This window comes from Xanthomonas sp. 3793 (genome assembly GCF_024806835.1).
GTDB classification, from domain to species: domain Bacteria; phylum Pseudomonadota; class Gammaproteobacteria; order Xanthomonadales; family Xanthomonadaceae; genus Xanthomonas; species Xanthomonas arboricola_F.
The window spans coordinates 511,611-536,522 of the sequence record NZ_JANTYU010000001.1 but is presented as its reverse complement, the minus strand read 5'-3'; the positions used below and the strand labels follow the sequence as shown (position 1 = coordinate 536,522).

Here is a 24,912-nt window from a genome sequence, read left to right as displayed (position 1 = left end):
GGCCAGGCAAGGGCGCGGCCGGTGGCAATGGCGGCAGCGGCGCGGTAAGTTCGAACGCATCTGCCGTTCAACGCACCGCATCGGGATGTCTGCATGGCTGTCGTACCGCTGGTCGGATTGCCGACCGATCGCATCGCGCAAGGGCCGCATCCGTTTCTGGCGGCCGGCGAAAAATACATCCGCGCGGTCGTGGACGCGGCCGGTGCCATGCCGGTGCTGCTGCCGAGCCTGCAGCCCAGCCTGGATGCCGGCGTGTGGCTGGATCGGCTGGACGGCGTGTTGCTGACCGGGGCGGTCAGCAATATCGAACCGCACCACTACAGCGACCAATCCAGCTGGGAGGGCAACCCGCACGATGCGGCGCGCGATGCCACCAGCCTGGGGCTGATTCCGCAGGCGCTGGCGCGCGGCCTGCCGGTGCTGGCGATCTGCCGTGGCCTGCAGGAGGTCAATGTCGCGCTTGGCGGGCGCCTGCATCAACGCGTGCATGCGGTGCCGGGACTGGCCGACCATCGCGAAGACAGCAACGCGGCGCTGGAGGTGCAATACGGCCCCGCGCATCCGCTGCAGCTGCAGCCCGGCGGCTGGCTGGCCGGGATGAGCGATGGAGCCGAGGTGTGGGTCAATTCCCTGCATGGGCAGGGCATCGCCACGCTGGCCGATGGCCTGCTGGTCGAGGCGACCGCTCCCGATGGCCTGATCGAGGCCTTTCGCGGCCCGGGACCGGGATTCTTGCTTGCCGTGCAGTGGCATCCGGAATGGCGTGTCACACAGCATCCGTTCTACCGTGCCATCTTCCAGTCCTTCGGCGCGGCCTGTCGCCGTTATGCCGCTCAGCGCGGTCAGTGAGGTTGTATGTCGATCCGCACACGTTCGCGCAAATCCACACCCAGGCAGCCGGAAAGCGCACTGCGCCGCTGGCTCAAGGACCGCCACATCACCGAGGTCGAATGCCTGGTGCCGGACATCACCGGCAATGCGCGCGGCAAGATCATTCCGGCAGACAAGTTCTCGCACGACTACGGCACGCGCTTGCCGGAAGGCATCTTCGCCACCACCGTCACCGGCGATTTCCCAGACGATTATTACGCGCTGACCTCGCCATCGGATTCGGACATGCATCTGCGCCCGGACGCGTCCACCGTGCGCATGGTGCCGTGGGCAGCCGACCCGACCGCGCAGGTCATCCACGATTGCTACACCAAGGATGGCCAGCCGCACGAGCTGGCACCGCGCAATGTGCTGCGTCGCGTGCTCGATGCGTATGCGCAGGTCAAGCTGCAACCGGTAGTGGCGCCGGAGCTGGAGTTCTTTCTGGTGCAGAAGAACACCGATCCGGATTTCCCCTTGCTGCCGCCGGCCGGGCGCTCCGGACGCCCGGAAACCGCGCGGCAGTCGTACTCGATCGATGCGGTCAACGAGTTCGACCCGATCCTGGACCTGATGTACGACTACTGCGATGCGATGGAGCTGGACGTGGATACCTTGATCCACGAATCCGGCGCTGCGCAGCTGGAAGTCAATTTCACCCACGCCGATGCCTTGTCGCGCGCCGATCAGGTATTCCTGTTCAAGCGCACCATGCGCGAGGCCGCGTTGCGACACGGCGTCTATGCCACGTTTCTGGCCAAGCCGATGGAAACCGAGCCGGGCAGTGCTATGCATATCCACCAGAGCCTGCTGCATGCCGGCACCGGCAAGAACGTGTTCAGCGGCAAGCGCGAGGGCGGGTTCAGCGACACCTTCGCGCACTATCTGGGCGGGCTGCAGAAATACATTCCGCTGGCGATGGGGCTGCTGGCGCCCAACGTCAATTCGTACCGGCGGCTGATGTTCGGCGAAGTCTCGCCAAGCAATGTGCTGTGGGGCTTCGACAATCGCACCTGCGGGTTGCGGGTGCCGATCGATGCGCCGCAGAACATGCGGGTGGAAAGCCGGTTTGCCGGCTCCGATGCCAATCCGTATCTGGCGATGGCGGCGACCCTGGCCTGCGGGTTGCTGGGCATCCGCGAAAAGCTGGAGCCGACCGCGCCGATCAGCAGCAACGGCAAGGAGCAGGGCTACGATCTGCCGCGCTCCTTGGGCGAGGCGCTGGATGGGCTGGAGCGGTGCGATGCGTTGCAGGAGATGTTGGGGCGACGGTTTGTGCGGGCCTATATCTCGGTGAAGCGGAAGGAATATGAGACGTTCTTCCGGGTGATCAGCTCTTGGGAGCGCGAATTCCTGTTGTTGAATGTGTGAGCAACGTAGTCGAAGCCCGTGCCGGGCGTTTCCCTTCTCCCGCCGGGAGAAGGTGCCCGAAGGACGGATGAGGGTACGGCGCTGGGTGATGTTGAAGCGTGGCGTGGTTTGTGTGCTTGCGCGGTTCTGGGGGTTTAAAACAGAGCAGGGCTTCACCTCCATTGGGATGTTCTGGATAGTTGAACCCAAAGCAGAGCTTTCACGCCCTTCGGGCGCGAGTCACTATTTTCTTTGCTTGTGCAAAGAAAAAGTAACCAAAAAGAAAGCACACCCCGTCCTCGCGCCCTGCGCGCCTTCGGCGCTGCGGGTGCGCAAGTCCGGCAGAAATTTTTGTAAGGGACATCCCTGTCCCTTACAAAAACGTCGCGCATCCATGCGCGCCGCCCTGCGGGTTGTATCTGCCGGCCTTGCCGCTGTGGTATGGGGCCCCGGAAAAGCGCAAGCAAAGCAAGGCAGGGCAGGGCAAAGCAAGGCGAGGCAAGCGCTGCAACTGGCGCCGCTTGAAGGTGCGGCGATGCCATGCGCAGGCCAGGCAGTGCCGGGCAGGAGGCCGGAAGCGTAGTCGAAATGTGCAGGCCACCTACGTCGTCAGACGTTTCCTTCTCCCATCGGGACATTGTCCTACTTCATGGGGAAAAGGTGCCCCAAGGGCGGATGAGGGCGACGTCGGTGGCAGGGCGAGTTCTCGTGGCCCACCTGTCTGTCGGGCATGCAGGGGATTGGCGGGGCACTCTGCAGTGCCGTCCACGGTCCGGCAACAGGGCGTGGGTATGCTCCTGGTTCCTCATGCGTGGAGCAGGTCGTGGATTCTTCTGTGCTCAGGTCGTTGCAGCAGCTCGATGCCGCGCATCATCTGCATCCGTTCAACGACAACGCGGTCCTGGCGGGCAAGGGCACGCGCATCCTCACGCGCGGTGAGGGCGTGTATGTGTGGGATGCCGACGGCAACAAACTGCTGGATGCGTTCGGAGGGTTGTGGTGCGTCAATGTGGGGTATGGGCGTACCGAACTGGCGCAGGCCGCGGCGCGGCAGATGGAGCAGCTGGCCTACTACAACAGCTTTTTCCAGTGCACCACCGAGCCCACCATCCATCTGGCCGCCAAGCTGGCGGAGCTGACGCCGGGCGACTTGAATCATGCCTTCTTCGCCAATTCCGGATCGGAGGCCAACGACACCATCCTGCGCCTGGTGCGGCATTTCTGGGCCGTGCAGGGGCAGCCGCAGAAACAGGTCTTCATCGGTCGCCACAATGGCTATCACGGCACCACCATGGGCGGTGCCAGCCTGGGCGGCATGCAGGGCATGCACAAGCAGGGCGGGTTGCCGATACCGGGCATCGTGCATATCGAGCCGCCCAATCATTTCGGCGATGGCGGGGACATGGCGCCGGAGGACTACGGGCTGCTTGCCGCGCGCCGTCTGGAAGCCAGGATTCTCGAGATCGGGCCGGAAAACGTGGCGGCCTTCATCGGCGAACCCATCATGGGTGCGATCGGGGTGTACATCCCGCCGCGCAGTTATTGGCCGGAAATCCAGCGCATCTGCCGGCACTATGACGTGTTGCTGGTGGCCGATGAGGTGATATGCGGGTTCGGACGTACCGGCGAATGGTTCGGCGCCGATTACTTCGGCTTCCAGCCCGATGTGATGACGCTGGCCAAGGGCATCACCTCCGGCTACATCCCGCTGGCGGCGGCGATGTTCAGCGATCGCGTGGCCGGGGTGCTCAAGCAGCAGGGCGGCGAGTTGGCGCATGGTGGCACCTATGCCGGGCACCCGGTGTGCGCGGCGGTGGCGCTGGAGAATCTGCGCCTGCTGCAGGACGAAGGCATCGTGGACACCGCACGCACGCAGATCGCGCCGTATCTGGCGCAGCGCTGGGCCGAGCTGGGCGCGCATCGGCTGGTCGGCGAGGCGCGGATTGCGGGCCTGGTCGGGGCGCTGGAACTGGTGCCGGACAAGCGCCGGCGCGGCAGGTATTTCCCCGGGCGCGGACGGGTCGGCGCGATGTGTCGCGACTTCGCGCTGCGGCGGGGCCTGATCCTGCGCGCGACCTACGATGCGATGCTGCTGTCGCCGCCGTTGATCATCACCTGCGACCAGGTCGATGAGCTGTTCGACAAGGCCTGGGCGGCGTTGGACGATACCACCCAGGCCTTGGGCAGGTAAGCCGCGGCGGCATGCCTTCGGCCCCAGGGCCGCGTAGCTGCCGCGCAGCAAGCGCCACCGACGGCGATGACCTTCGCCAATCACGACGCTGCAGCGCATCGCCGCCGTGCACCTCCGCCCACACACCGCACGCTGTGCAAACCCGGGCGCGGTGGGTAGGCTGGGCGCAGACCGGCCGCGATGCCGGGCCGCCCCATCGCGCTGCCCTGGAGACCCACATGACGCTGCGACTGCTCGCACTGACCCTGTCCATCACCCTGTTGTCCGGCTGCGGCGGCGGTGGCGCCCCGGGCAAGGCCGATGCGCAGGCCAAGGTGCTCAACGTCTACAACTACTCCGACTACATCGCCGAAGACACCATCCCCGCGTTCGAAAAGAGCACCGGCATCAAGGTCACCTACGACGTGTTCGATAGCGACGAGATGGTGGAAACCAAGTTGCTGGCCGGTGGCAGCGATTACGACGTGGTGGTGCCCACGCTCAACTTCTTCGGCCGGCAGATCCAGGCCGGTGTGTTCCTGCCATTGGACAAGAGCAAGATCCCGAATCTGGCCAATCTGGATCCTGACGTGATGCGCCGCATCGCCGCACAGGACCCCAACAATGCCTATGGCGTGCCGTACATGATCGGCACCACCGGCATCGGCTACAACGTCGACAAGCTCAAGGCGATCTTCGGCAGCACCGATGTCGCCAACAGCTGGGATCTGGTGTTCAAGCCGGAGAATCTGTCCAGGCTGAAGGATTGCGGCGTGACCATTCTGGACACGCCCTCGGACATGATCCCGATCGCGCTGAACTACCTGGGCCTGGACCCGCACAGCAGCGTGCCGGCCGAGATCGAGAAAGCCGCGGCGCTGATCAAGACCATCCGCCCGTACGTGCAGAACTTCCACTCCAGCCAATACGTCACCTCGTTGGCCAACGGCAATACCTGCCTGGCGGTGGGGTGGTCGGGCGACATCATCCAGGCGCGCGACCGTGCCAAGGAGGCCGGCAACAACGTCAATGTGGCCTACGCCATTCCGAAGGAAGGCGCGCCGCAATGGTTCGACATGCTGGCCATCCCCAAGGATGCCAAGCATCCTGACAACGCCTACGCCTTCATCAATTACCTGCTGAAGCCGGAGGTGGCCGCGGCCAACAGCAACTTCATCCACTACGCCAACCCGGTGCGCACCGCCACGCCGCTGGTGGATGCGGCGATCCGCAACGACCCCACCATCTACCCGCCGCCGGAGGTGACCGCCAAGATGTTCACCTATGCGATCAATTCGCCGGACGTCGATCGCCTGTACACGCGGCTGTGGACCGAGATCAAGACCGGCCGTTGAGCTGGGGCGGGGCGACGATGCGGCGCAGGTGGCCGCATCTTCATCAATCGCCAATCATTGGCTGAGAGACTGTAAACCCGGTCGCGGCAGCGCGCAGCTGGGCCATCGTCATCGATTGCACTGCGAGCGCGTGCCGGCGCGCAGCACGCGGCTGGCCGACGTGAATCAACCGACCGATAGCGCACGTCCGGCCAGCCTCAGCACCAGCTGACTGGGCTCGTCACGCAACCTGTACTGGTGGGTTCAAATAATTGTATGGTTCTGCCGCTTTCGCCCTGCCGCTGATCCGGCATGTCGCCGCGCGCCTCGCCCACGACCTACAGGACGCTTCCTTTGAGCAACCAAGAAGACCGCCAGTCCAACGATGGCCGCAGCCAGGCCGCAGACGCGCACGACGACCAGGAGCAGAAGCCTTCACCCTTGAAGAACCCCAAGGTCAAGTGGACGCTGATCCTGGTGGGCGTGCTGGTGCTGGTCTTGCTGGTGGTCTGGCTGGCCTATTACCTGATCAAGGGCCGCTACATGCAGGACACCAACAACGCCTATCTGCAGGCCGATTCGGTGGCGGTGGCGCCGCGCGTCAGCGGCTATGTGACCCGGGTGATGGTGGGCGACAACCAGATCGTGGACGCCGGCCAGCCGTTGCTGCAGATCGATGACCGCACCTACCAGGCCACGCTGCAGCAGGCCGAGGCCGCGATCGCCGCGCGCCAGGCCGACATCGCTGCCGCCACGGCCAATGTGTCCGCGCAGGAATCGTCGCTGGTGCAGGCGCGCACCCAGGTCGCTGCCGCCGCTGCCAGCCTCACGTTTGCCCAGGCCGAGGTGAAGCGCTTCGCGCCGCTGGCGGCCTCCGGCGCGGACACGCACGAGCACCAGGAAAGCCTGCAGCACGACCTGGCCCGCGCCCGCGCCCAGTACGACGCCGCCCAGGCGCAGGCCAAGGCAGCGCAGAGTCAGATCCAGGCCAGCACCGCGCAGCTGGAGCAGGCCCAGGCCGGCGTGAAGCAGGCCACCGCCGACGCCGACCAGGCCCGCATCGCGGTGGAAGACACCCGCCTGACCAGTCGTATCCACGGCCGCGTCGGCGACAAGACCGTGCAGGTTGGGCAGTTCCTGGCCGCAGGCACCCGCACCATGACCATCGTGCCGCAGGAATCGCTGTACCTGATCGCCAACTTCAAGGAAACCCAGGTCGGCCTGATGCGTCCCGGCCAGCCGGCCGAAATCGAGGTCGATGCGCTGTCCGGCGTGAAGCTGCACGGCAAGGTCGAAAGCCTCTCGCCCGGTACCGGCTCGCAGTTCGCGCTGTTGCCGCCGGAAAATGCCACCGGCAACTTCACCAAGGTGGTGCAGCGCGTGCCGGTGCGCATTCGTGTGCTGGCCGGCGAAGAGGCGCGCAAGGTATTGGTGCCGGGCATGTCGGTGGAGGTGACGGTGGATACGCGCTCGGCCAAGGACGCCAAGCAGCGGGCCGAAGCAGAATCCGACCGCGTGCAGGAGCAGGAGCGCGCGCAGTGAGTGCAGCGGCAGCCACCGGCCAGAGCGCTGGCGGCAGCGCTGCCAGCGAGAAGGCCGAGCCGGGCGCCTGGCTGGCGGTGCTGGCCGGCACCATCGGCTCGTTCATGGCGACGCTGGATATCTCCATCGTCAACGCGGCGCTGCCGACCATCCAGGGCGAGGTCGGCGCCAGCGGCACCGAAGGCACCTGGATCTCCACCGCTTACCTGGTGGCCGAGATCATCATGATCCCGCTGACCGGCTGGTTCGTGCGCACGCTGGGCCTGCGTAATTTTCTGCTGATCTGCGCGGTGATGTTCACCGCGTTTTCGGTGGTGTGCGGGCTGTCGACCTCGTTGACGATGATGATCATCGGCCGCGTGGGGCAGGGCCTGGCCGGTGGCGCGCTGATTCCCACCGCGCTGACCATCGTTGCGACCCGGCTGCCGCCGAGCCAGCAGACCATGGGCACGGCCTTGTTCGGCATGACCGTGATCATGGGCCCGGTGATCGGCCCGCTGCTCGGCGGCTGGCTCACCGAGAACGTCAGCTGGCACTACGCGTTCTTCATCAACGTGCCGATCTGCGTGGGCCTGGTGGCCTTGCTGCTGCTCGGCCTGAAGCATGAAAAAGGCGACTGGGCCGGCCTGCTCAATGCGGACTGGCTGGGCATCTACGGCCTGACCGCCGGCCTGGGCGGGCTTACCGTGGTGCTGGAAGAAGGCCAGCGCGAGCGCTGGTCCGAATCCAGCGAGATCAACATGCTGAGCGTGATCGCCTTGAGCGGCTTCATCGCCCTGGTGATCGGCCAGTTCCGCAAGCGGCCGCCGGTGATTCACCTGTCGCTGCTGCTGCACCGCAGTTTCGGCGCAGTGTTCATCATGATCATGGCAGTGGGCATGATCCTGTTCGGCGTCATGTACATGATTCCGCAGTTCCTGGCGGTGATCTCCGGCTACAACACCGAGCAGGCCGGCTATGTGCTGCTGCTTTCGGGTCTGCCGACCGTGCTGCTGATGCCGATGATGCCCAAGCTGCTGGAGGTGGTGGACGTACGCATCCTGGTGATCGCCGGGCTGATCTGTTTTGCCGCGGCCTGTTTCGTCAACCTGTCGCTGACCGCCGACACCGTCGGCACGCATTTTGTCGCCGGGCAGTTGCTGCAGGGCTGCGGCCTGGCGCTGGCGATGATGTCGCTGAACCAGGCGGCCATCTCCTCGGTACCGCCGGAGCTGGCCGGCGATGCGTCAGGCCTGTTCAACGCCGGCCGCAACCTGGGCGGCTCGGTGGGGCTTGCGTTGATCTCCACCTTCCAGGAGCGCCGCATGACCTTTCACACCGAAACCATCGGCAGCGCGATCACCGCCAATGCGACACGCGCGCAGGAGTTTCTGTCCGGCCTGACTGCGCAGATGCAGGGCAGCGCCGGCGGCGAGGCGGCCATTCGCTCGGTCGCGCAGCTGGCGCGCCTGGTGCAGCAGCAGGCGCTGGTGATGACCTATAGCGACCTGTTCTGGATCTTCGGCGTGATCGTGGTCTGCACGATTCCGCTGGCCTTTTTGCTCAAGCCGTTACCCAAGGGGGCGCACCTTGCAATGCACTGATTCCATGCGCCTGGTCCGCATGCCGCTGGCGGCGGCGTTGAGCGCCGTGTTGCTCGGCGGCTGCATGCTCGGCCCCAACTACACCAAGGCACCGCCCGTGGCCGATGCGGCGATTCAGGCGCCCGCATTGCATCGCGCCGGTGGCGCCGACGTGGTTGCCGCCGCGCCGTTGAATCACTGGTGGGAGCAGCTCAACGATGCGCAGCTTACCCAGCTGGTGACCCAGGCCCTGGCCGACAGTCCCAACCTGCGTGCGGCGCAGGCACGGCTGCGCGCCAACCGTGCACTGGCCAGCCAGCGCCGTGCAGAGCGTCTGCCCAAGCTCAACGCGAGCGCGGTGTATGCGTATGCCGAGCCGCCGCAGACCATCGTCGACACGTTGGGCGGCTTGCAGAACGGTGAGAACGGCCAGCCACCGGCACAGGGCAGCGAGGCGCTGGATCTGGACAAGACCCAGATCTACAGCGCCGGCTTCGATGCCAGCTGGGAGCTGGATTTCTTCGGCCGCCGCCGTCGTGCCGCCGAAGGTGCGCTGGCGCAAGCGCAGGCCTCCGAAGCCGAGCTGGCCGATGCGCAGGTGCAACTGGCTGCCGAAGTGGGGCAGGTGTATCTGAACTACCGCGGGCTGCAGGCACGGCTGGCCATTGCCGATGCCAACCTGGACAAGATCGGCCAATCGCTGGCGCTGACCCGGCAGCGCCGCGAGCGCGGTGCGGCCTCGGACCTGCAGGTCGAGCAGATCGCCACCCAAGTGCAGCAGCAGCAAGCCCAGCGCCTGCCGCTGGACATGCAGTTGCAGGAAGCGCTGGACCAGCTCGCCTTGATGGTCGGCCGCGAGCCGGGTGCGCTGGACGCGCAACTGGCTGCGGTGCGGCCGCTGCCGATGTTGCCCACCGACGTGCGCGTGGACGATGCCGGCGCGTTGATCCGCCGCCGCCCCGATGTGCGCAAGGCCGAGCGCGAGCTGGCGGCGTCCAGCGCGCAGATCGGCGAGGCGTTGAATGGCTATTTCCCGCAGGTGACCTTGCTGGGCGGCCTGAGCTGGGTCGCCGGCTCGCCCAGCGACTTCAACTCCGACGCGTTGACCACGCTGGCGGTGCCGATGCTGCGTTGGTCGATCTTCGATTTCGGCAAGACCCGCGCGCAGGTGGAGCAGGCGCGTGCCGGCAACGCCGGCCGCGAGGCGGCCTACGAGGGTGCGGTGCTGGCGGCGTTGCAGGACGCCAACTCCGCGCTGTCGCGTTTCGGCTCGGCGCGCAAGCAACTGGTGGTCGCACGCCAGGCCGAAGCGTCGGCCACGCGCTCGGCCGGGCTGATGCAACAACGGCGCGATGCCGGAGCGACGTCGTCGATCGATCTGCTCGACGTACAGCGCCAGCAACTGTCCGCGCAGGACGCGGCCGCGCAGGCGCAGGTGCAGTTGCTGGTCAATTATGTCGCGCTACAGAAGAGCCTGGGCCTGGGTTGGAGCCAGGCGCCGGAGCAGACGCCTTGAGTGCCGATTGTCGATGAAGCGCTCCAGCATGGATGCCTGCGCTCCCAAACCCATTGCCGCCCGTCCGTGATGGTTGCGCGTGCGGTCGACAGTGCGGTCTTTGGTCGCACGGATGCCGTCGGTTGATGGGGGGGCAGACGCCGCGTCAATCAGTGGTTGGGCCTGGACGTTGCTGGAGTGAAACACGCACGGACGATGACGACCTACATGCCGGTCTGCGCATCGCCATAGGCTCGGACGGCGTGCGGTTTGCATCCGGACAGGCGGTTGATCAGACCAACTTCAGCGCTGGCTGCGCTTGATTGACTGGCATGCCCGTCGATGTCTGCGGCAATCGAAGCAGGGCACCAGCGAGACAGTCACGTGCTCTTGCCGCAATGCCGCCTGACCGTCACTCTCAGCCGTAGACGCGCAGACCTGTACGCGCCCGGCAGCCGACACACGCTTTTGCCATCATGGCGCGCAGGCTCTGGCCCCGGAGTCTGCGCTCGCCGTCATCGAGAGGAACCATGTCACTGACCGACGCCCTGCCGCCCCTGTCCAGCCCTGTGGATGCCGGCTACCTGTCCATCAGCGAGGTCCGCAAGGAGTTCGATGGTTTTGTCGCGGTGGACGATGTCAGCCTGCAGATCCGCAAGGGCGAGATCTTCGCGTTGCTGGGCGGGTCGGGCAGCGGCAAATCCACCTTGCTGCGCTGTCTGGCCGGCTTCGAGCGACCCACCAAGGGGCGCATCGTGCTCGATGGCCAGCCGATCGACGCGCTGCCGCCGTACGAGCGTCCGATCAACATGATGTTCCAGTCCTACGCGCTGTTTCCGCACATGAGCGTGGAGCAGAACATCGCCTTCGGCCTGAAGCAGGAAGGCTTGGCGAAGGCCGCCATCGCCACGCGCGTTGGCGAGATGCTGGAGCTGGTGCAGCTGGGCGCGTTGGCCAGGCGCAAGCCGCATCAGCTCTCCGGCGGCCAGCAGCAGCGCGTTGCGCTCGCGCGCTCGCTGGCCAAGCGGCCCAAGCTGCTGCTGCTGGACGAACCGATGGGCGCGCTGGACAAGAAACTGCGCTCGCAGATGCAACTGGAACTGGTCAACATCATCGAAACCTCCGGCGTTACCTGCGTGATGGTCACCCACGACCAGGAAGAGGCGATGACCATGGCCACACGCATCGCGCTGATGGATCAGGGCTGGATCCAGCAAGTCGGCACGCCCGATGAAATCTACGAACAACCGGCCAATCGCTTTGCCGCCGAATTCATCGGCTCGGTCAATCTGGTCGACGCCGTCATCGCCGAAGACGCGCCCGACTACGTCACCTTGAAGACGCCGGCCTTCGACGCCCGTATCCGCATCGGCCACGGCATCACCGGGTTCGAAGGACAGGCGGTGGCGTTTGCGCTGCGCCCGGAAAAACTGTCCATCGGCAAGGACGAGCCTGCGCAGGCCTGCAACAAGGCGCAGGGCGTGATCGAAGATATCGCCTATTTCGGCAGCCATTCGGTCTACCACGTGCGCCTGCCCAGTGGGGTCAAGCTGATGGCCAACTTCGCCAATCGCCAGCGCTGGGCCAGCGAAGCGCTGACCTGGGGCGATGCGGTGTGGGTGGGGTGGGGCGAGGACGATGGCGTGGTGCTCACCGCATGAGGCCGCGTCTTTTCCGTCGCGGCTTGCCGGGTGCGCGTTGGGGCGTGATCGCCGCGCCCTACCTGTGGCTGCTGGTGTTCTTCGCGATTCCGTTCCTGATCGTGCTGAAGATTTCGTTTGCCGAACGCGCCACTGCGATGCCGCCGTATACGCCGCTGTTCGCGTATGCGGCCGATGGCGCAGTCAGCGTCAAGCTGCATCTGGGCAATTACCTGGCACTGCTGCGCGACAGCCAGTACGTGGCCGCTTACCTGAGCTCGATCAGGATCGCGGCCATCTCCACCGCATTGGCGCTGCTGCTAGGCTATCCGATGGCCTATGTGATCGCGCGCCTGCCGCTGGCCACGCGCAACGTGGCGATGATGCTGGTGGTGCTGCCGTCGTGGACCTCGTTCCTGATTCGCGTCTACGCGTGGATCGGCATACTCGATGGCAACGGCCTGCTCAATCAGGCGCTGCTGGCACTGGGCGTGATCAAGCAGCCATTGCAGTTGCTGTATACGCCCATCGCCGCCTACATCGGCATCGTCTACTGCTATCTGCCCTTCATGGTGTTGCCGCTGTACGCCAATCTGGTCAAGCACGACAACCGCTTGCTGGAAGCGGCCTACGATCTGGGCGCGCGTCCGTGGCAGGCGTTTGTGCGCATCACCTTGCCGCTGTCGCGCAACGGCATCGTGGCAGGCTGCATGCTGGTGATGATCCCGGCGGTGGGCGAGTTCGTGATTCCCGAGATGCTGGGCGGCCCGAACACCTTGATGATCGGCCGCGTGCTGTGGGGCGAGTTCTTCAATAATCGCGATTGGCCGGTGGCTGCTGCAGTGGCCACCGTCATGCTGGTGCTGTTGCTCGCGCCGATCGTGATCTTCCACCGTTACCAGCAGCGCGAGCTGGAAGGGCGGCTGACATGATGCGCGCCTCGCGCGGTGGGCGCGTGCTGGGCGGCAGCGTGCTCGCGCTGGGGTTCGGCTTTTTGTATCTGCCGATCCTGTTGCTGATGGTGTACTCGTTCAACACCTCGCGCCTGGCCACGGTGTGGGGCGGATTTTCGACACGTTGGTATGGCGAGCTGCTGCGCGACCGCCAGTTGCTGGAGGCGGCCTGGGTCAGCCTGGAAGTCGCGTTCTGGACCGCCTGTGCGTCGACGGTGCTGGGCACGATGGCGGCGATGGCGATGGTGCGCATGCGACGGTTTCCCGGCAAGACGTTGTTCGGCGCGCTGATCACCGCACCGTTGGTGATGCCGGAGGTGATCATCGGCTTGTCGATCCTGTTGTTGCTGGTCTCGATGGGCGGCGTGCTCGGTATCGCCCCGCGCGGTGCGGTGGCGATCTGGGTGGCGCATGTCACCTTCACCGTCTCGTTCGTCACCGTGGTGATTTCCTCGCGCCTGCAGGAGCTGGATCGCTCGCTGGAAGAAGCCGCGATGGATCTGGGTGCCACCCCACTGAAGGTGTTCTTCCTGATCACCTTGCCGATCATTGCTCCCGCGCTGGCGTCAGGCTGGCTGCTCGCGTTCACGCTGTCGCTGGACGATGTGGTGATCGCCAGCTTCCTGGCCGGGCCCAGTTCCACCACGCTGCCGATCAAGGTGTTCTCCTCGGTGCGGCTGGGCATCAGCCCCAAGATCAACGCACTGGCCACGGTCATGGTGCTGGCGGTGTCGGTTGCGGCGGTCATCGGGTGGTGGCTGCTGGCGCGCAGCGAAAAACGCCGGCAGCGCGATGCGCAACTGGCGCAGCAAGCTATTCCCTGAGCGCGCGCCAGCGCCAGCCTGCCGATGAACCGCGGAGGCCCGCTGCCGGATAGACGCAAACGCTTGAGCCACCGACGTGTGCGAAGGCTGCACGTCGCGTCAGGCCGCTCGACGTGTCTGCTGGCCGATGCGCGCAACAATTCGATGTGCGGCTCTTACCTGGCTGGTGGCGTGTAACCGTTGTCCCAGGGCTCCGGTTTGGTCAGGTAGCACTGATATTCGGCCCGGATGTCATAGCCGTGTTGCTCGACTCGGGGTTGTTCGTCGGCGCGGTCCTTGCGGTCGTTCTTGTTGTCGTCCTTGGACTTTCGCTTATCTGGAAAGATCGTGACCAAGTTCGGCGACGACTGCGCGGTGATGAGTTGGCGGATGGCCGTGTCCGAGCACGCACGCAGTGCTTCGTCCTCGCAGGGTTGCGCGGGATCGGCCTGCAGGCTGGTGCAGCTCACAGTGACAAACCCAGCCGGGCCGGGACGCGGGCCACGCAACAGGTCCTGGAAGGCGGCGCATCCAGGCAGGCACGCGCTGCTGCCAAGTACAACCAGAACAATGAGATCCCTGCGCATCGTGGTGGTCTTCCATGAATGAATAGCTATGCCACTGCGCAATGCTAGAGCATCTTGGACCGTTGGACCGTAGGACCGTTGGACCGTTGGAACAGGGCAGGGCGGTTTTCATGGCCTTGTCCGGAGTGTGATCCCCGCTGCTGTTCGTGCGCGGGCTGCGCGCTGGAGGTGCGGCATTGCGTCGCGGCGCCGGTAAACACAGCGTTGCACAGATTTCAGGGAGTTGTGACGCGGCTGCAACTTCCCGGCGACTAGCATGAGGGGTCTGTAACAGGAGACCATCATGTCCTACGACACCGTCAACCCGGCCAATGGCCAGGTCGAACACACCCAGCAGACGCTGGACGCCGCCGCCATCGAGGCGCGTCTTGCTGCTTCGGCCAAGGCGTTTCCGCAGTGGGCAGCGCTGCCCTTGGTCGAGCGCGGTGCACTGCTGCGCCGGGTCGGCGAAGAGTTGACCAAGCGGCGCGACGATCTGCAGCGCATCATGACCGCCGAGATGGGCAAACTGCGCGGTGAGGCGCTGGCCGAGGTCGACAAGTGCGCGCAGGCCTGCGCGTATTACGCCGAGCATGCCGCCGCGTACCTGGCGCCGCGCGAGATTCCAACCGAAGCGCAGTCCAGCTATGTGCGTTACGAACCGCTGGGCTGCGTGTTTGCGGTGATGCCGTGGAATTTCCCGCTGTGGCAGGCGTTTCGCTTTATTGCACCGGGTCTGATGGCCGGCAATGTGGCGCTGCTCAAGCATGCCAGCAACGTGCCGCGTTGCGCCGATGCAATGAAGCAGGTGCTCGACGCTGCCGGAATCCCGCCGGGCGTGTTCGACGTGCTGCACATCGACAATGATCAGGCCGCCGATGTGCTGCGCGATGACCGCATTGCTGCAGTCACGCTGACCGGCAGCGAACGTGCTGGCCGCTCGCTGGCCGCCAATGCCGGCGATCAGCTGAAGAAATGCGTGATGGAGCTGGGCGGTAGCGATGCTTTCGTGGTGCTGGAAGACGCCGACCTTGAGCACACCGTGCAATCGGCAGTGCAGTCGCGCTTCGACAACAGCGGGCAGACCTGCATCGCAGCCAAGCGCTTCATCGTGGTCGATGCCATCGCCGACCAGTTCATCGAACGCTTCGTCGCCGCTGCCTCCAAGCGCGTGCTCGGCGACCCGCAGCAGGAAGGCACCACGCTCGCACCGATGGCACGCGCCGACCTGCGCGACGAATTGCACAAGCAGGTGCAGGCCAGCGTGCAGAAGGGCGCCAAGGTATTGCTTGGCGGCGAACCAGTATCGGGCTCGCATGCGGGCTACCCGGCCACGATCCTCGACCAGGTCGCCCCCGGCATGCCGGCGTACGACGAAGAATTTTTCGGCCCGGTGGCCTCGATCATCCGCGTGGCCGACGAAGCCGACGCGGTACGCGTGGCCAACGACACCACCTTCGGCCTGGGCGGCAGCGTGTGGACCGCAGATGCCAAGCGCGGCGAACGCGTGGCGCAGCAACTGCAGTGCGGCGCCGCCTTCGTCAATTCGGTGGTCAAGAGCGATGTACGGCTGCCGTTCGGCGGCATCAAACGCTCAGGCTTTGGCCGCGAGCTCGCCGATCACGGCATCCACGAGTTCATGAACATCAAGACGATCTATGTGGCTTGAGGGCGGGGATTGGGGATTCGGGATTGGGGATTCGTAAGAGCAGGCCTTCCTTCTCCCCTCGGGAGAAGGTGCCCGAAGGGCGGATGAGGGCACGGGCAGCACACGATGATGCCGATGCCTTCAAATCAGCCAGTACAGAGCTGGCGCGCCCTTGCAGTGCGGGAACCTCGAGCAGTTCAGTGCCAAAACAACAATCAGCAGTCAGTAACCCGCTCTAACCAATCCCGAATCCCCACTCCCGAATCCCGGGCCGCAAAGCGGCCTAAAGCCACCGCGCACGCTTGAACAGGCGATACAGCACCAGGCACGAGGCCACCACACCGCCTACCAGCAACGGGTAGGCGTAGGGCTTGTCCAGTTCGGGCATGTGGGTGAAATTCATCCCGTACCAGCTGGTGATGAGCGTGGGAGCGGCGAGCAGGGCGGCCCAGGCGCCCAGGCGCTTGACGGTTTCGCCCTGTGCCAGCGTCACCATCGACAGGTTGACGCTCAAGGCGGTGCCCAGCATCTCGCGCAAGGTATCGATGGCGTCGTTGATGCGCACGGCGTGATCGAGCACGTCGCGCAGGTAGATGCCGACCTCGTCATGGATCAGCGAGCCCGGATTGCGCTTGAGGTGCGACAACACGTCCTGCAGCGGGGCGACCACCAGGCGCATCTTGTTGAGTTCGCGCTTGAGCTCATACAGGCGCACCACGGTTTCGCGCTTGTAATTGTCGGCAAAGATGTCTTTTTCCAGGCCCTCCAGCGTGTCGCGGAACTCGTCCATGATCGGCAGATAGTTGTCGACCACAAAGTCCAGTACGCCGTACAGGCAGAACGACGCGCCCATGCGCAGCATCGCCGGTTCGCGTTCGACCCGGTGCCGCACCGGCGTGTAAGACAGCGACGCGCCGTGGCGCACGGTGAGCAAAAAGCGTGCGCCCAGAAACGCATGCGTTTCGCCGTAGCGGATGCGTTCGTTGACCAGTTGCGCGGTGTTGACCACCACGAACAACGAATTGCCGTAGCTCTCGGCCTTGGGGCGTTGATGCGCCTTGAGCGCATCCTCGATGGCCAGGTCGTGCAGGCCGAATTCCTCCTGCAGCTTGTGCAGCACCGACTCCTGCGGCTCGTACAAGCCAACCCAGACGAAGCCGTCCGGGCGCTGCAGCACATCGCTGATCTGCTCCAGGCTGATGTCGTGCCGCTTGCCGTCGCCGTCGTAGTAGGCGCAGGTGATGACGCAGGACGGGTTGTCTGGATGGCGACCGTGATTGTTCATGGGCGCATCCTGGATCAGCGCGTACGCAGCGACAAGTCGCGCGGCTGCAGAGCGATCGCGAGCGCGACATGGATCGGCAACAGCAGCATCACCCATTGCAGGTTGTCCTGCGCCTGGAATGAGAGCCAGTGAATGACCAGAGCCAGCAACGCCCCGGCAGCCACCACCCAGCGCAGCCCATCGAACCAGCGTCCGGGCCGGCGACCACGCAGCGACTGCAGGCTGCCGATCAACAGCAACGCGCACAGCGGATTGACCAGCAACAGATTGCGATTGGCCCATGCGGACTGATGCGCTGTGAAGCCCCACAGATACACCAGCAAGCCGCCGCCGATGGCGCACAGTAGCCAGAATGGCAGCGCAAGGCCGGCCAGTAATCGGGGTTTGCGGCGCAGCGCCAGCACGCCGGCGGCAACGATCAGCCCGGTCAACAACCACGGCCACCAATGGCGCTGTTGTTCGGCAGGCTCCGGCGCGATGCGATGCGGCAGCAGCACCTGTGTGGCTTGCACCAAGGGGCGGCCGGCGCTGTTGTGCACCTGGGCCAGGCTGTCGGCCAAGCGCATCGGCACGAAGGCTTCTTCCCAGCGCGACAAGGGGCGATCGGCATACGGCCCCAGCCCCAGGTCGAAGCCCAGCCACATCCACGGGGCAGGGGAGGCCAGGCGCACCGCTTCGCTGCGGAAGGTATTGCCGCGCGAGCGCCCGGCCAGTTGCGACTTGAGCGCGCCGCCCATCGCACGGTCCAGGGTGTCGCGCACCATGGTGGCGCAGTTGGCTTCGAAATAATCGTAGTGATACCGGGCGTTTTCCGGCCGGCTGCGGACCGCCAACCCATCGGCAAGCGCGCGCGCCTGCTCCGGCGGCAGATCCAGCCACTGGATGCTGACGCCCCTGCCAACGTTGCGGTACTGCGACAGGTCTTCTTGCAGCGGCAGCGCCACCAGGTAGTACATCATTTCGCCACGCGCAAAGCGCGGCACGAAGTCCGGTTCGCTCGGGTCGAAGAAGCCGAAGTTGTACGAGGTGGCCTGCTGGGTGAGCGGGTCGACTACCACGATGGCGTCATGCCCGAAGCGTTCGAAGAACACCTCGCCCGGTTGCATGGTGACCACGCCGACGCGCGGTGGCGGTGCGCTGGTCGGCACAGCAGTGGGCAGAGCCTGCGCCGAGGCAAGCGGTGCTACCAGCAGTGTCAGCAGGAGCAGCGCCCAGCACGCGACCCATTGCCAGGCGCCACGGCGGTAGCGCACCGTGGCGGAACGGCGTGCGAGGTTCAAGCGTCGTCCTGCGGGTCGGGCGGCAGGATGGTGACGTGGAAGGCGTGCACGCGGCGCGCGTCGGCCTTGGCCACGCGGAACGCAAATCGGCCCAGGGTCAGCTCTTCGCCGGTCTCCGGCAGGTGCCCGATCGCATCGGTGACCAGCCCTCCGACGGTGTCGTACTCGTCGTCCGGGAACTCGGCGCCGAAGCGCTCGTTGAAGTCTTCGATCGGCGTCAGCGCATCGACCACGTAGCGGCCATCGGCCTGGATCGCGATCAGCGAATTTTCTTCTTCGGCATCGTCGTGCTCGTCGTCGATCTGGCCGACGATCTGCTCCAGCACGTCCTCGATGGTGACCAGGCCGGCGACGCCGCCGTACTCGTCCACCACGATCGCCATGTGGTTGCGCGACAGGCGAAATTCCTTGAGCAGGACGTTGAGCTTCTTGGATTCGGGGATCAGCACCGCCGGGCGCAGCAGCTCGCGCACGTTGCCAGGCCCGTTGTCGGCGACCACGCCGCGCAACAGGTCCTTGGCCAGCAGGATGCCGAGCACTTCGTCCTTGTTCTCGCCGTGTACCGGGAAGCGCGAATGGCCGGATTCGACCACCTGCTTCATCAGGTCGATGAAGCGCGCTTCCACCGGCAGCGAGACCATTTGCGAGCGTGAAATCATCACGTCGCCCACGGTGAGCTCGGACACGGAAATCGCGCCTTCCATCATGCGCAAGGTGTCGGCGGCGATGAGACCGTCTTGCTCGGCAGTCCGCAGCAACGCGACCAGTTCGTCGCGGGTGTGGGGTTCGCCGGAGAAGGCCGCGCTCAGGCGTTCGAGCCAGCTGCGGCGTTTTTCGGAGGGTTCTGAGGTATGGCTACTGTCGTCTTCGGACATCGTGACGGGGAACGGCACCCGGCAAACCAGGCGTTAGGCTGCAGTCTAGCAGGAAGCCGGCAAGGCGCTGTGGATCCGCTGCCGGGCGCCGGGGTGTCAGGGCAGGTCCAGGCTGTAGCCGCAGCCGACCACGGTCTTGCCCGGATGCGATTTGACGTTGGTCACGCTGAGCACGACCGATTCGATCATCGCCTCGCCGGTCTTCGGGTTGGTGGTGTCTTCGCTGACCAGCTCGCGGCCGTACATCACTTTGTCGGCGTTATCCACGCCCAGCTCCAGCTTCAGCTGTTTGGCCAGCGGGCGCGGGTCGGGCAGGTCCAGCAGCGCCATGATGCTGGCGCCGGAAAACGCGATATGCGTGGTGCTGTGGCCGAACACGCTGATCGGCGTGTTGAGCGTGTATTCGGTCATGAACAGGTTGGACTGATCCAGCGGCGTCCAGCCCAGCGCGACCGCCTTGAGCGGGTCGGCCAGCACCGGCGCCAGGGCATTGAAGTCGCCGATGCGCTGGCGGCATTCGATCAGCGCCGGCAGGTCAGGACGCACCGGCGCGGTCTGGGCAACAGCCGCCGACGGGCTCAGCAGCAGGACGCTCATGGCCAGCAACGCGCGCATCAGCGCTCCCCCGCATACGGATCGTCGATGCCCAGATCGGCCAGGATCTCCCGCTCCAGTTGCTCCATGGCATCGGCCTCCTTATCGTCTTCGTGGTCCCAGCCCAGCAGGTGCAAGGTGCCGTGCACGGTCAGATGCGCGTAATGCGACGCCAGCGATTTGCCCTGTTCGGCCGCCTCGCGCGCCACCACCGGCGCACAGATCACCAGATCGCCTAGCAGCGGCATCTTGATGCCCTTGGGCAAGCCTTCGGGCAGTTCGGCCGGGAAGCTCAGCACATTGGTGGCGTAATCCTTGCCGCGGTAATGATGATTGAGCGAGCAGCCTTCCTTCTCGTCGACCACGCGCACTGCCAGGTCGGCCTCGCGGATGCGCCCCTTCAGCGCCGCAGCCACCCACTTGCGAAAACTTACCGCCGACGGCAGGCCGGCGCGCGGCAACGCGTAACTGACGGCGACGTCGAGGCGGATGGGTCCACGGGTCATGGCGAGAGTTTCCTGGGCTGGGGGTCAGCGCGTGCACGTGATCAGCAGTATCACCGCAGGCCCGTTGGCCACGCGGTAGCTCGAACTTCCGATCGGGCCGCGCCCGCAGCCGCGATTGTAGTCCCGTACCCGCAACCTTGAAACGAATCCGGGTTGATCATGCACCCAGACCGCAGCGATACCACTTTCCAGGAGCCCGCCGACCAGTGACTGGCTTGCGCGGTGCGCGTGCTGGATCGGTGAGCTTTCGCAGCCGCGTGCATCGGTGACCGTTCCCGGTAGATCAAGCAGCCAGCGTGCACTGCGCCCTTGCTGCCAAGCACCGAATCGTGCGCGCTCGTTTCCTGCCGGCATATCGCCTTGCGCCTGTTCGGCCAGTTTCTCCAGGTACGCGGTTGGAATGCTGATGCTGGTGTGGTCGGCAGCCAGCGATACACAGGGGGGCGCCACTTGCGCCGCCGGGATCACATCGCGATCCACAACGGGGATTCCCGGCGCCGGCGGCGCTTCGGTGGCATCGAGCGATGCCGCCGCGAGCAATCCGCTTGCCAACGTCAAGCCGGCAAGGCGCAGCTTCATTCAGCGTTGTTCTTGGTAGCGGCGTCCTGTTGATCGCGTTTTTCATACGCGGTAACGATGCGCTGCACCAGCGGGTGGCGCACCACGTCGCGTGCCTCGAAGAAGGTGAAGCTGGCGCCGTCCACATCACGCAGCACCTCGATCGCATCGCGCAGGCCGGATTTGACGTGCTTGGGCAGGTCGATCTGGGTCAGGTCGCCGGTGACCACTGCGGTGGAGCCGAAGCCCAGCCGGGTCAGGAACATCTTCATCTGTTCGATGGTGGTGTTCTGCGCCTCGTCCAGGATCACGTACGCATCGTTGAGCGTGCGGCCGCGCATATACGCCAGCGGTGCGATCTCGATCACGTTGCGCTCCAGCAGCTTGATCACCTTTTCCACGCCCAGCATTTCGTAAAGCGCGTCGTACAGCGGGCGCAGGTACGGGTCCACCTTCTGGCTGAGGTCGCCGGGCAGGAAGCCGAGCTTTTCGCCGGCTTCCACTGCCGGGCGCACCAGGATCAGCCGTTGCACGCGCGATTCGTTCAACGCTTCCACCGCGCTGGCCACCGCCAGGAAGGTCTTGCCGGTGCCGGCCGGGCCGATGCCGAAATTGATGTCGTGGGTGGTGATCGCGTGCAGGTACTTGGCCTGGTTGGCGCCACGGCCCCGCACGGTGCCGCGCTTGACCTTGATCGCCACGTCCTGTGCCACATAGGAACGATCGACCACATGCTCGACATTGGCATCGTTCAGGCGCAGATGGATCGCATGGTTATCGAAGGTGGTGGAGGCGGCTTCGTCGTACAACGCGGTCAACAGCGTCTGCGCGGCGGTGATCGCCGGCTCCGGCCCGGTGATGCGGAAGATGTTGCCGCGGTTGGCGATCTCCACGCCAAGCTTGAGTTCGATCTGGCGCAGGTGCGCGTCGAACGGGCCGGCCAGATTGGCCAGGCGCTCGGTGTCGTCGGGTTCCAGGGTGAAATCGCGGGAGGCAGGTGAGTTCATGGTCGGATCGGACAGCGCGCGCAGCGTCGGTAGGGCGGCAGGTGAGGGTAGCGCGCAGGATGTGATCCCACCAACATGCCGGGCGTCGCGGCGTGGTCGATACGGGGCGGGCAGCTTTTCCACAAGCGCTGTGGAGTCACGCATCACTAACCTGTGGATAGATTGCGTCAGCCCTACTGGCATAAGGTCTGACAGGTGAGTGGTGAAAAAGTCGCCACTGCGCGCAGGGTTGTCCACACGCGGTGTGGATCGAATTCGGCAAAGCCTGTGGGTAAGTGTCACCACGCCTTGCACTGCAAGGTGTTGAACCTGTGTGGTGAATTTTTGATCACTGCCGCAACCAGGCCATGCGCTCCTGGCCACACGATGCAGTCGCTGCGCGGGCAGCGTCGGATACGTGGGGCGGGGCCTTGCTGTTCTGCGGCAACACGGCTGCACTCCCGCGTGCATCGACCACCAGTCACCGTAGGCAGCGAGTGCACCGGGTTGCATCGACGCGGCGCAATGCGTGTCAGTGCATGGGCCGCACAGCGCGGCGCAGGCACGCACTACTCCGAGCAGCCTGCATGCAACGTTCAACCGTTGCGCACGAGGCATCACGCCTGCAGCGCAGGCACGACGTAGGTGCGCTGCGATCGCATCTTCAATGCAGCGCCGCACAGATGCGGCGCGTATGTCAGCTGGTGCTCTCGTCCAGCTGGATACGGCCCCGCAGCGAGTTGCTCATCGCCTCGGTGATCAGTACATCCACAAACTGCCCGATCAGGCGCGGGTTGCCGGGGAAGTTCACCGGGCGCATGTTCTCGCTCTTGCCGGTCAGTTCGTTCGGGTCGCGGCGCGACGGGCCTTCCACCAGCACCCGCTGCACGCTGCCGACCATGGACTGCGAAATGGTCGCCGCATGCGCGCTGATATGCGCCTGCAAGCGGGCCAGGCGCGCCTGCTTGACCGCCTCGGGCGTGTCGTCTTCCAGATCCGCGGCCGGCGTGCCGGGGCGACGCGAATACACGAACGAAAAGCTCTGGTCGAAACCGACGTCTTCGATCAGTTTCATGGTCTTTTCGAAATCCGCTTCGGTCTCGCCGGGAAAGCCGACGATGAAGTCCGAGCTGATCGAGATATCCGGACGCACCGCGCGCAACTTGCGGATCTTGGACTTGAATTCCAGTGCGGTGTAGCCACGCTTCATCGCCGACAGAATGCGGTCGCTGCCGGCCTGCACCGGCAGATGCAGATAGTTGGCCAGCTGCGGCACATCGCGATACGCATCCACCAGCGAATCGGAAAATTCCAGCGGATGCGAGGTAGTGAAGCGAATGCGGCCGATGCCCTCGATCTGCGCGATGGTGCGGATCAACAGGCCCAGATCGGCGTACTGCGGCGCTTCACCCGCATCGGCGCCATACGCACCGCGATACGCGTTGACGTTCTGGCCCAGCAGGTTGATCTCGCGCACGCCTTGCGCTGCCAGTTGCGCCACTTCCACCAGCACATCCTCGAACGGGCGGCTGACTTCTTCGCCGCGTGTGTAGGGCACCACGCAGAACGAGCAGTACTTGGAGCAGCCTTCCATGATCGACACGAAGGCAGATGGACCATCGGCGCGCGGTTCGGGCAGGCGATCGAACTTCTCGATTTCCGGGAAACTGATATCCACCTGCGACTTGCCGGACTGGCGCCGTGCACGGATCAGTTCCGGCAGGCGATGCAGGGTTTGCGGCCCGAACACCAGATCCACATACGGCGCGCGCTTGACGATGGCCTCGCCTTCCTGCGAAGCCACGCAGCCGCCCACGCCGATGATCACCGGCGTGCCGCCGGCCTTGGCCCGGCTTTCCTTGAGCAAGCGCCAACGCCCCAGTTGGCTGAACACCTTTTCCTGCGCCTTTTCGCGGATGGAGCAGGTGTTGACCAGCACCACGTCGGCGTCTTCGGGGTTGTCGGTCAGCTCCAACCCTTCGGAGGCGGCAAGCACGTCGGCCATCTTGGCCGAGTCGTACTCGTTCATCTGGCAACCGTGGGTCTTGATGTACAGCTTGCCGCGCACCACGGCAGGCGCCGCCGGGCGGGCGACCGGCAACGGCAGCAGGGCAGGGGCGTCCACGGCGGTGGCCGCAGACAGATCGGAAACGGATGTCCCGGGCATGGCGCTTATTCCAGGCGGGTGAGATAGCCGCCCAGTTTACCCGCTCATGCCCGTGCCTGCGCCGTCGGCTGCCTGCCCATCGATGGCGGTGGCACGCGCGACCGCCGGGCGGTCGGCCATCCGTGCGATGTAGGCGCGGGTCGGGGCTGGCGGGTCGATCAGGCCGAACTGCACCATCCATGCCAATGCGCCGCCCCACAGCACGTCGGCTGCGCTGCAGCGCGGGCCCAGCAGGTAGTCGCCCTGCGCCAGCTGTGTGTAGACCACGTTCAATACGGTGTCGCAGTCCGCATAGGGTGAGAGCGAGCGCGGTGGGGGCGTGCGCTTGAGCGCAAGGTCGACGATCGCCGGCTCGAACGCCGCGCCGTAGAAGGCCAGCCAGCGCAGGTAAGCGCCGCGGTCGGCATCGCCCGGCGCGGGCGACAGGCCGGCCTCGGGGTACAGCTCGGCCAGATACTGGTAGATCGCGCCCTGTTCGGTCACCACGCTGTCGCCGTGCACGATCGTCGGAATCTTGCCCATCGGGTTGATCGCAAGGAACTCCGGCGCAAGCTGCTGCTCCTTTTCCAGATCGATGACCTGCAGGCTGTAGCTGGCGCGCAGTTCCTCCAGCAGCACCAGGACACCGCGCGAGCGCGAACGGGGATTGTGGAACAGGGTGATATGGCGGTCGTCGGGCATGGCTGTCTCCTTGGGATCAGGTGGTGTGGGGCGGGTGCAGGGTCATT

At 65.3% G+C, this 24,912-nt stretch carries 22 protein-coding genes; 12 read left to right on the top strand and 10 right to left on the bottom strand.

Annotation, left to right across the window (positions count from 1 at the left end; translation table 11 throughout):
* Positions 1-93: 93 nt before the first annotated feature.
* The 11 genes from FHY18_RS02255 (at position 94) to FHY18_RS02205 (ending at position 13,740) form a co-directional block, all read left to right on the top strand.
* Positions 94-849, top strand: coding sequence for a gamma-glutamyl-gamma-aminobutyrate hydrolase family protein (locus FHY18_RS02255; protein WP_259150721.1), 756 nt, complete (start codon positions 94-96; stop codon positions 847-849).
* A 6-nt stretch (positions 850-855) separates the two neighbouring features.
* Positions 856-2,241, top strand: coding sequence for a glutamine synthetase family protein (locus FHY18_RS02250; protein ID WP_259150719.1), 1,386 nt, complete (start codon positions 856-858; stop codon positions 2,239-2,241).
* Positions 2,242-2,329: 88 nt separating this feature from the next.
* A complete protein-coding gene (locus tag FHY18_RS02245) occupies positions 2,330-2,803 on the top strand; it encodes a hypothetical protein (RefSeq protein ID WP_259152571.1) in 474 nt (157 codons plus the stop codon).
* A gap of 240 nt (positions 2,804-3,043) precedes the next feature.
* Positions 3,044-4,411: an aspartate aminotransferase family protein gene (locus tag FHY18_RS02240; RefSeq protein WP_259150717.1), complete on the top strand. Its 1,368-nt coding sequence runs from the start codon at positions 3,044-3,046 to the stop codon at positions 4,409-4,411.
* Positions 4,412-4,629: 218 nt separating this feature from the next.
* On the top strand, positions 4,630-5,745 hold the full coding sequence (locus tag FHY18_RS02235) for a polyamine ABC transporter substrate-binding protein (RefSeq protein WP_259150715.1): 1,116 nt from the start codon (positions 4,630-4,632) through the stop codon (positions 5,743-5,745).
* Positions 5,746-6,078: 333 nt separating this feature from the next.
* Complete coding sequence (locus FHY18_RS02230; RefSeq protein WP_259150713.1) at positions 6,079-7,266, top strand: HlyD family secretion protein; 1,188 nt, start codon at positions 6,079-6,081, stop codon at positions 7,264-7,266.
* Positions 7,263-8,849: an MDR family MFS transporter gene (locus FHY18_RS02225; RefSeq protein WP_259150710.1), complete on the top strand. Its 1,587-nt coding sequence runs from the start codon at positions 7,263-7,265 to the stop codon at positions 8,847-8,849. Before FHY18_RS02230 ends, FHY18_RS02225 begins: the two co-directional genes overlap by 4 nt.
* 4 nt (positions 8,850-8,853) lie before the next feature.
* Positions 8,854-10,344, top strand: a complete 1,491-nt coding sequence (locus FHY18_RS02220) for an efflux transporter outer membrane subunit (RefSeq protein WP_259150709.1) — start codon at positions 8,854-8,856, stop codon at positions 10,342-10,344.
* A gap of 509 nt (positions 10,345-10,853) precedes the next feature.
* The gene (gene potA, locus FHY18_RS02215) at positions 10,854-11,984 is read left to right on the top strand and encodes a polyamine ABC transporter ATP-binding protein (protein WP_259150706.1); all 1,131 of its coding nucleotides are present in this window, start codon (positions 10,854-10,856) and stop codon (positions 11,982-11,984) included.
* Positions 11,981-12,895, top strand: a complete 915-nt coding sequence (locus FHY18_RS02210) for an ABC transporter permease subunit (RefSeq protein WP_259150705.1) — start codon at positions 11,981-11,983, stop codon at positions 12,893-12,895. Before potA ends, FHY18_RS02210 begins: the two co-directional genes overlap by 4 nt.
* Positions 12,892-13,740, top strand: a complete 849-nt coding sequence (locus tag FHY18_RS02205; RefSeq protein ID WP_259150704.1) for an ABC transporter permease subunit — start codon at positions 12,892-12,894, stop codon at positions 13,738-13,740. The genes FHY18_RS02210 and FHY18_RS02205 overlap by 4 nt, the downstream gene beginning before the upstream one ends.
* Positions 13,741-13,895: 155 nt before the next feature.
* On the opposite strand, the gene FHY18_RS02200 is transcribed toward FHY18_RS02205, so the two are convergent.
* On the bottom strand, positions 13,896-14,306 hold the full coding sequence (locus tag FHY18_RS02200; protein WP_259150703.1) for a hypothetical protein: 411 nt from the start codon (positions 14,304-14,306) through the stop codon (positions 13,896-13,898).
* A gap of 283 nt (positions 14,307-14,589) precedes the next feature.
* On the opposite strand from FHY18_RS02200, the gene FHY18_RS02195 reads away from it, so the two are divergent.
* Positions 14,590-15,954, top strand: a complete 1,365-nt coding sequence (locus FHY18_RS02195; RefSeq protein WP_259150702.1) for an NAD-dependent succinate-semialdehyde dehydrogenase — start codon at positions 14,590-14,592, stop codon at positions 15,952-15,954.
* A gap of 262 nt (positions 15,955-16,216) precedes the next feature.
* Here FHY18_RS02195 and FHY18_RS02190 read toward each other — a convergent pair whose 3' ends face one another.
* The 9 genes from FHY18_RS02190 to FHY18_RS02150 all read right to left on the bottom strand — a co-directional run bounded on the left by FHY18_RS02190 (position 16,217) and on the right by FHY18_RS02150 (position 24,865).
* Positions 16,217-17,218 carry a magnesium and cobalt transport protein CorA gene (locus tag FHY18_RS02190; RefSeq protein ID WP_259150701.1) on the bottom strand — a complete coding sequence of 334 codons (1,002 nt, stop codon included), beginning with the start codon at positions 17,216-17,218 and terminating at the stop codon, positions 16,217-16,219.
* A gap of 14 nt (positions 17,219-17,232) precedes the next feature.
* Positions 17,233-18,498 carry a DUF4105 domain-containing protein gene (locus FHY18_RS02185; protein ID WP_259150699.1) on the bottom strand — a complete coding sequence of 422 codons (1,266 nt, stop codon included), beginning with the start codon at positions 18,496-18,498 and terminating at the stop codon, positions 17,233-17,235.
* A complete protein-coding gene (locus FHY18_RS02180) occupies positions 18,495-19,373 on the bottom strand; it encodes a transporter associated domain-containing protein (RefSeq protein WP_005989773.1) in 879 nt (292 codons plus the stop codon). The genes FHY18_RS02185 and FHY18_RS02180 overlap by 4 nt, the downstream gene beginning before the upstream one ends.
* 96 nt (positions 19,374-19,469) lie before the next feature.
* Positions 19,470-19,988 carry a hypothetical protein gene (locus tag FHY18_RS02175; protein ID WP_259150695.1) on the bottom strand — a complete coding sequence of 173 codons (519 nt, stop codon included), beginning with the start codon at positions 19,986-19,988 and terminating at the stop codon, positions 19,470-19,472.
* A complete protein-coding gene (ybeY, locus tag FHY18_RS02170; protein ID WP_259150692.1) occupies positions 19,988-20,473 on the bottom strand; it encodes an rRNA maturation RNase YbeY in 486 nt (161 codons plus the stop codon). Before ybeY ends, FHY18_RS02175 begins: the two co-directional genes overlap by 1 nt.
* Before the next feature lie 24 nt (positions 20,474-20,497).
* Positions 20,498-21,052 carry a hypothetical protein gene (locus tag FHY18_RS02165; protein WP_259150690.1) on the bottom strand — a complete coding sequence of 185 codons (555 nt, stop codon included), beginning with the start codon at positions 21,050-21,052 and terminating at the stop codon, positions 20,498-20,500.
* Complete coding sequence (locus tag FHY18_RS02160; RefSeq protein ID WP_259150688.1) at positions 21,049-22,038, bottom strand: PhoH family protein; 990 nt, start codon at positions 22,036-22,038, stop codon at positions 21,049-21,051. Before FHY18_RS02160 ends, FHY18_RS02165 begins: the two co-directional genes overlap by 4 nt.
* Before the next feature lie 676 nt (positions 22,039-22,714).
* Complete coding sequence (gene miaB, locus FHY18_RS02155; protein ID WP_259150687.1) at positions 22,715-24,184, bottom strand: tRNA (N6-isopentenyl adenosine(37)-C2)-methylthiotransferase MiaB; 1,470 nt, start codon at positions 24,182-24,184, stop codon at positions 22,715-22,717.
* Between the two features lie 36 nt (positions 24,185-24,220).
* Entirely contained in the window at positions 24,221-24,865 is a 645-nt protein-coding gene (locus tag FHY18_RS02150; protein WP_259150686.1) for a glutathione S-transferase family protein, read from the bottom strand.
* Between the last annotated feature and the right edge of the window lie 47 nt (positions 24,866-24,912).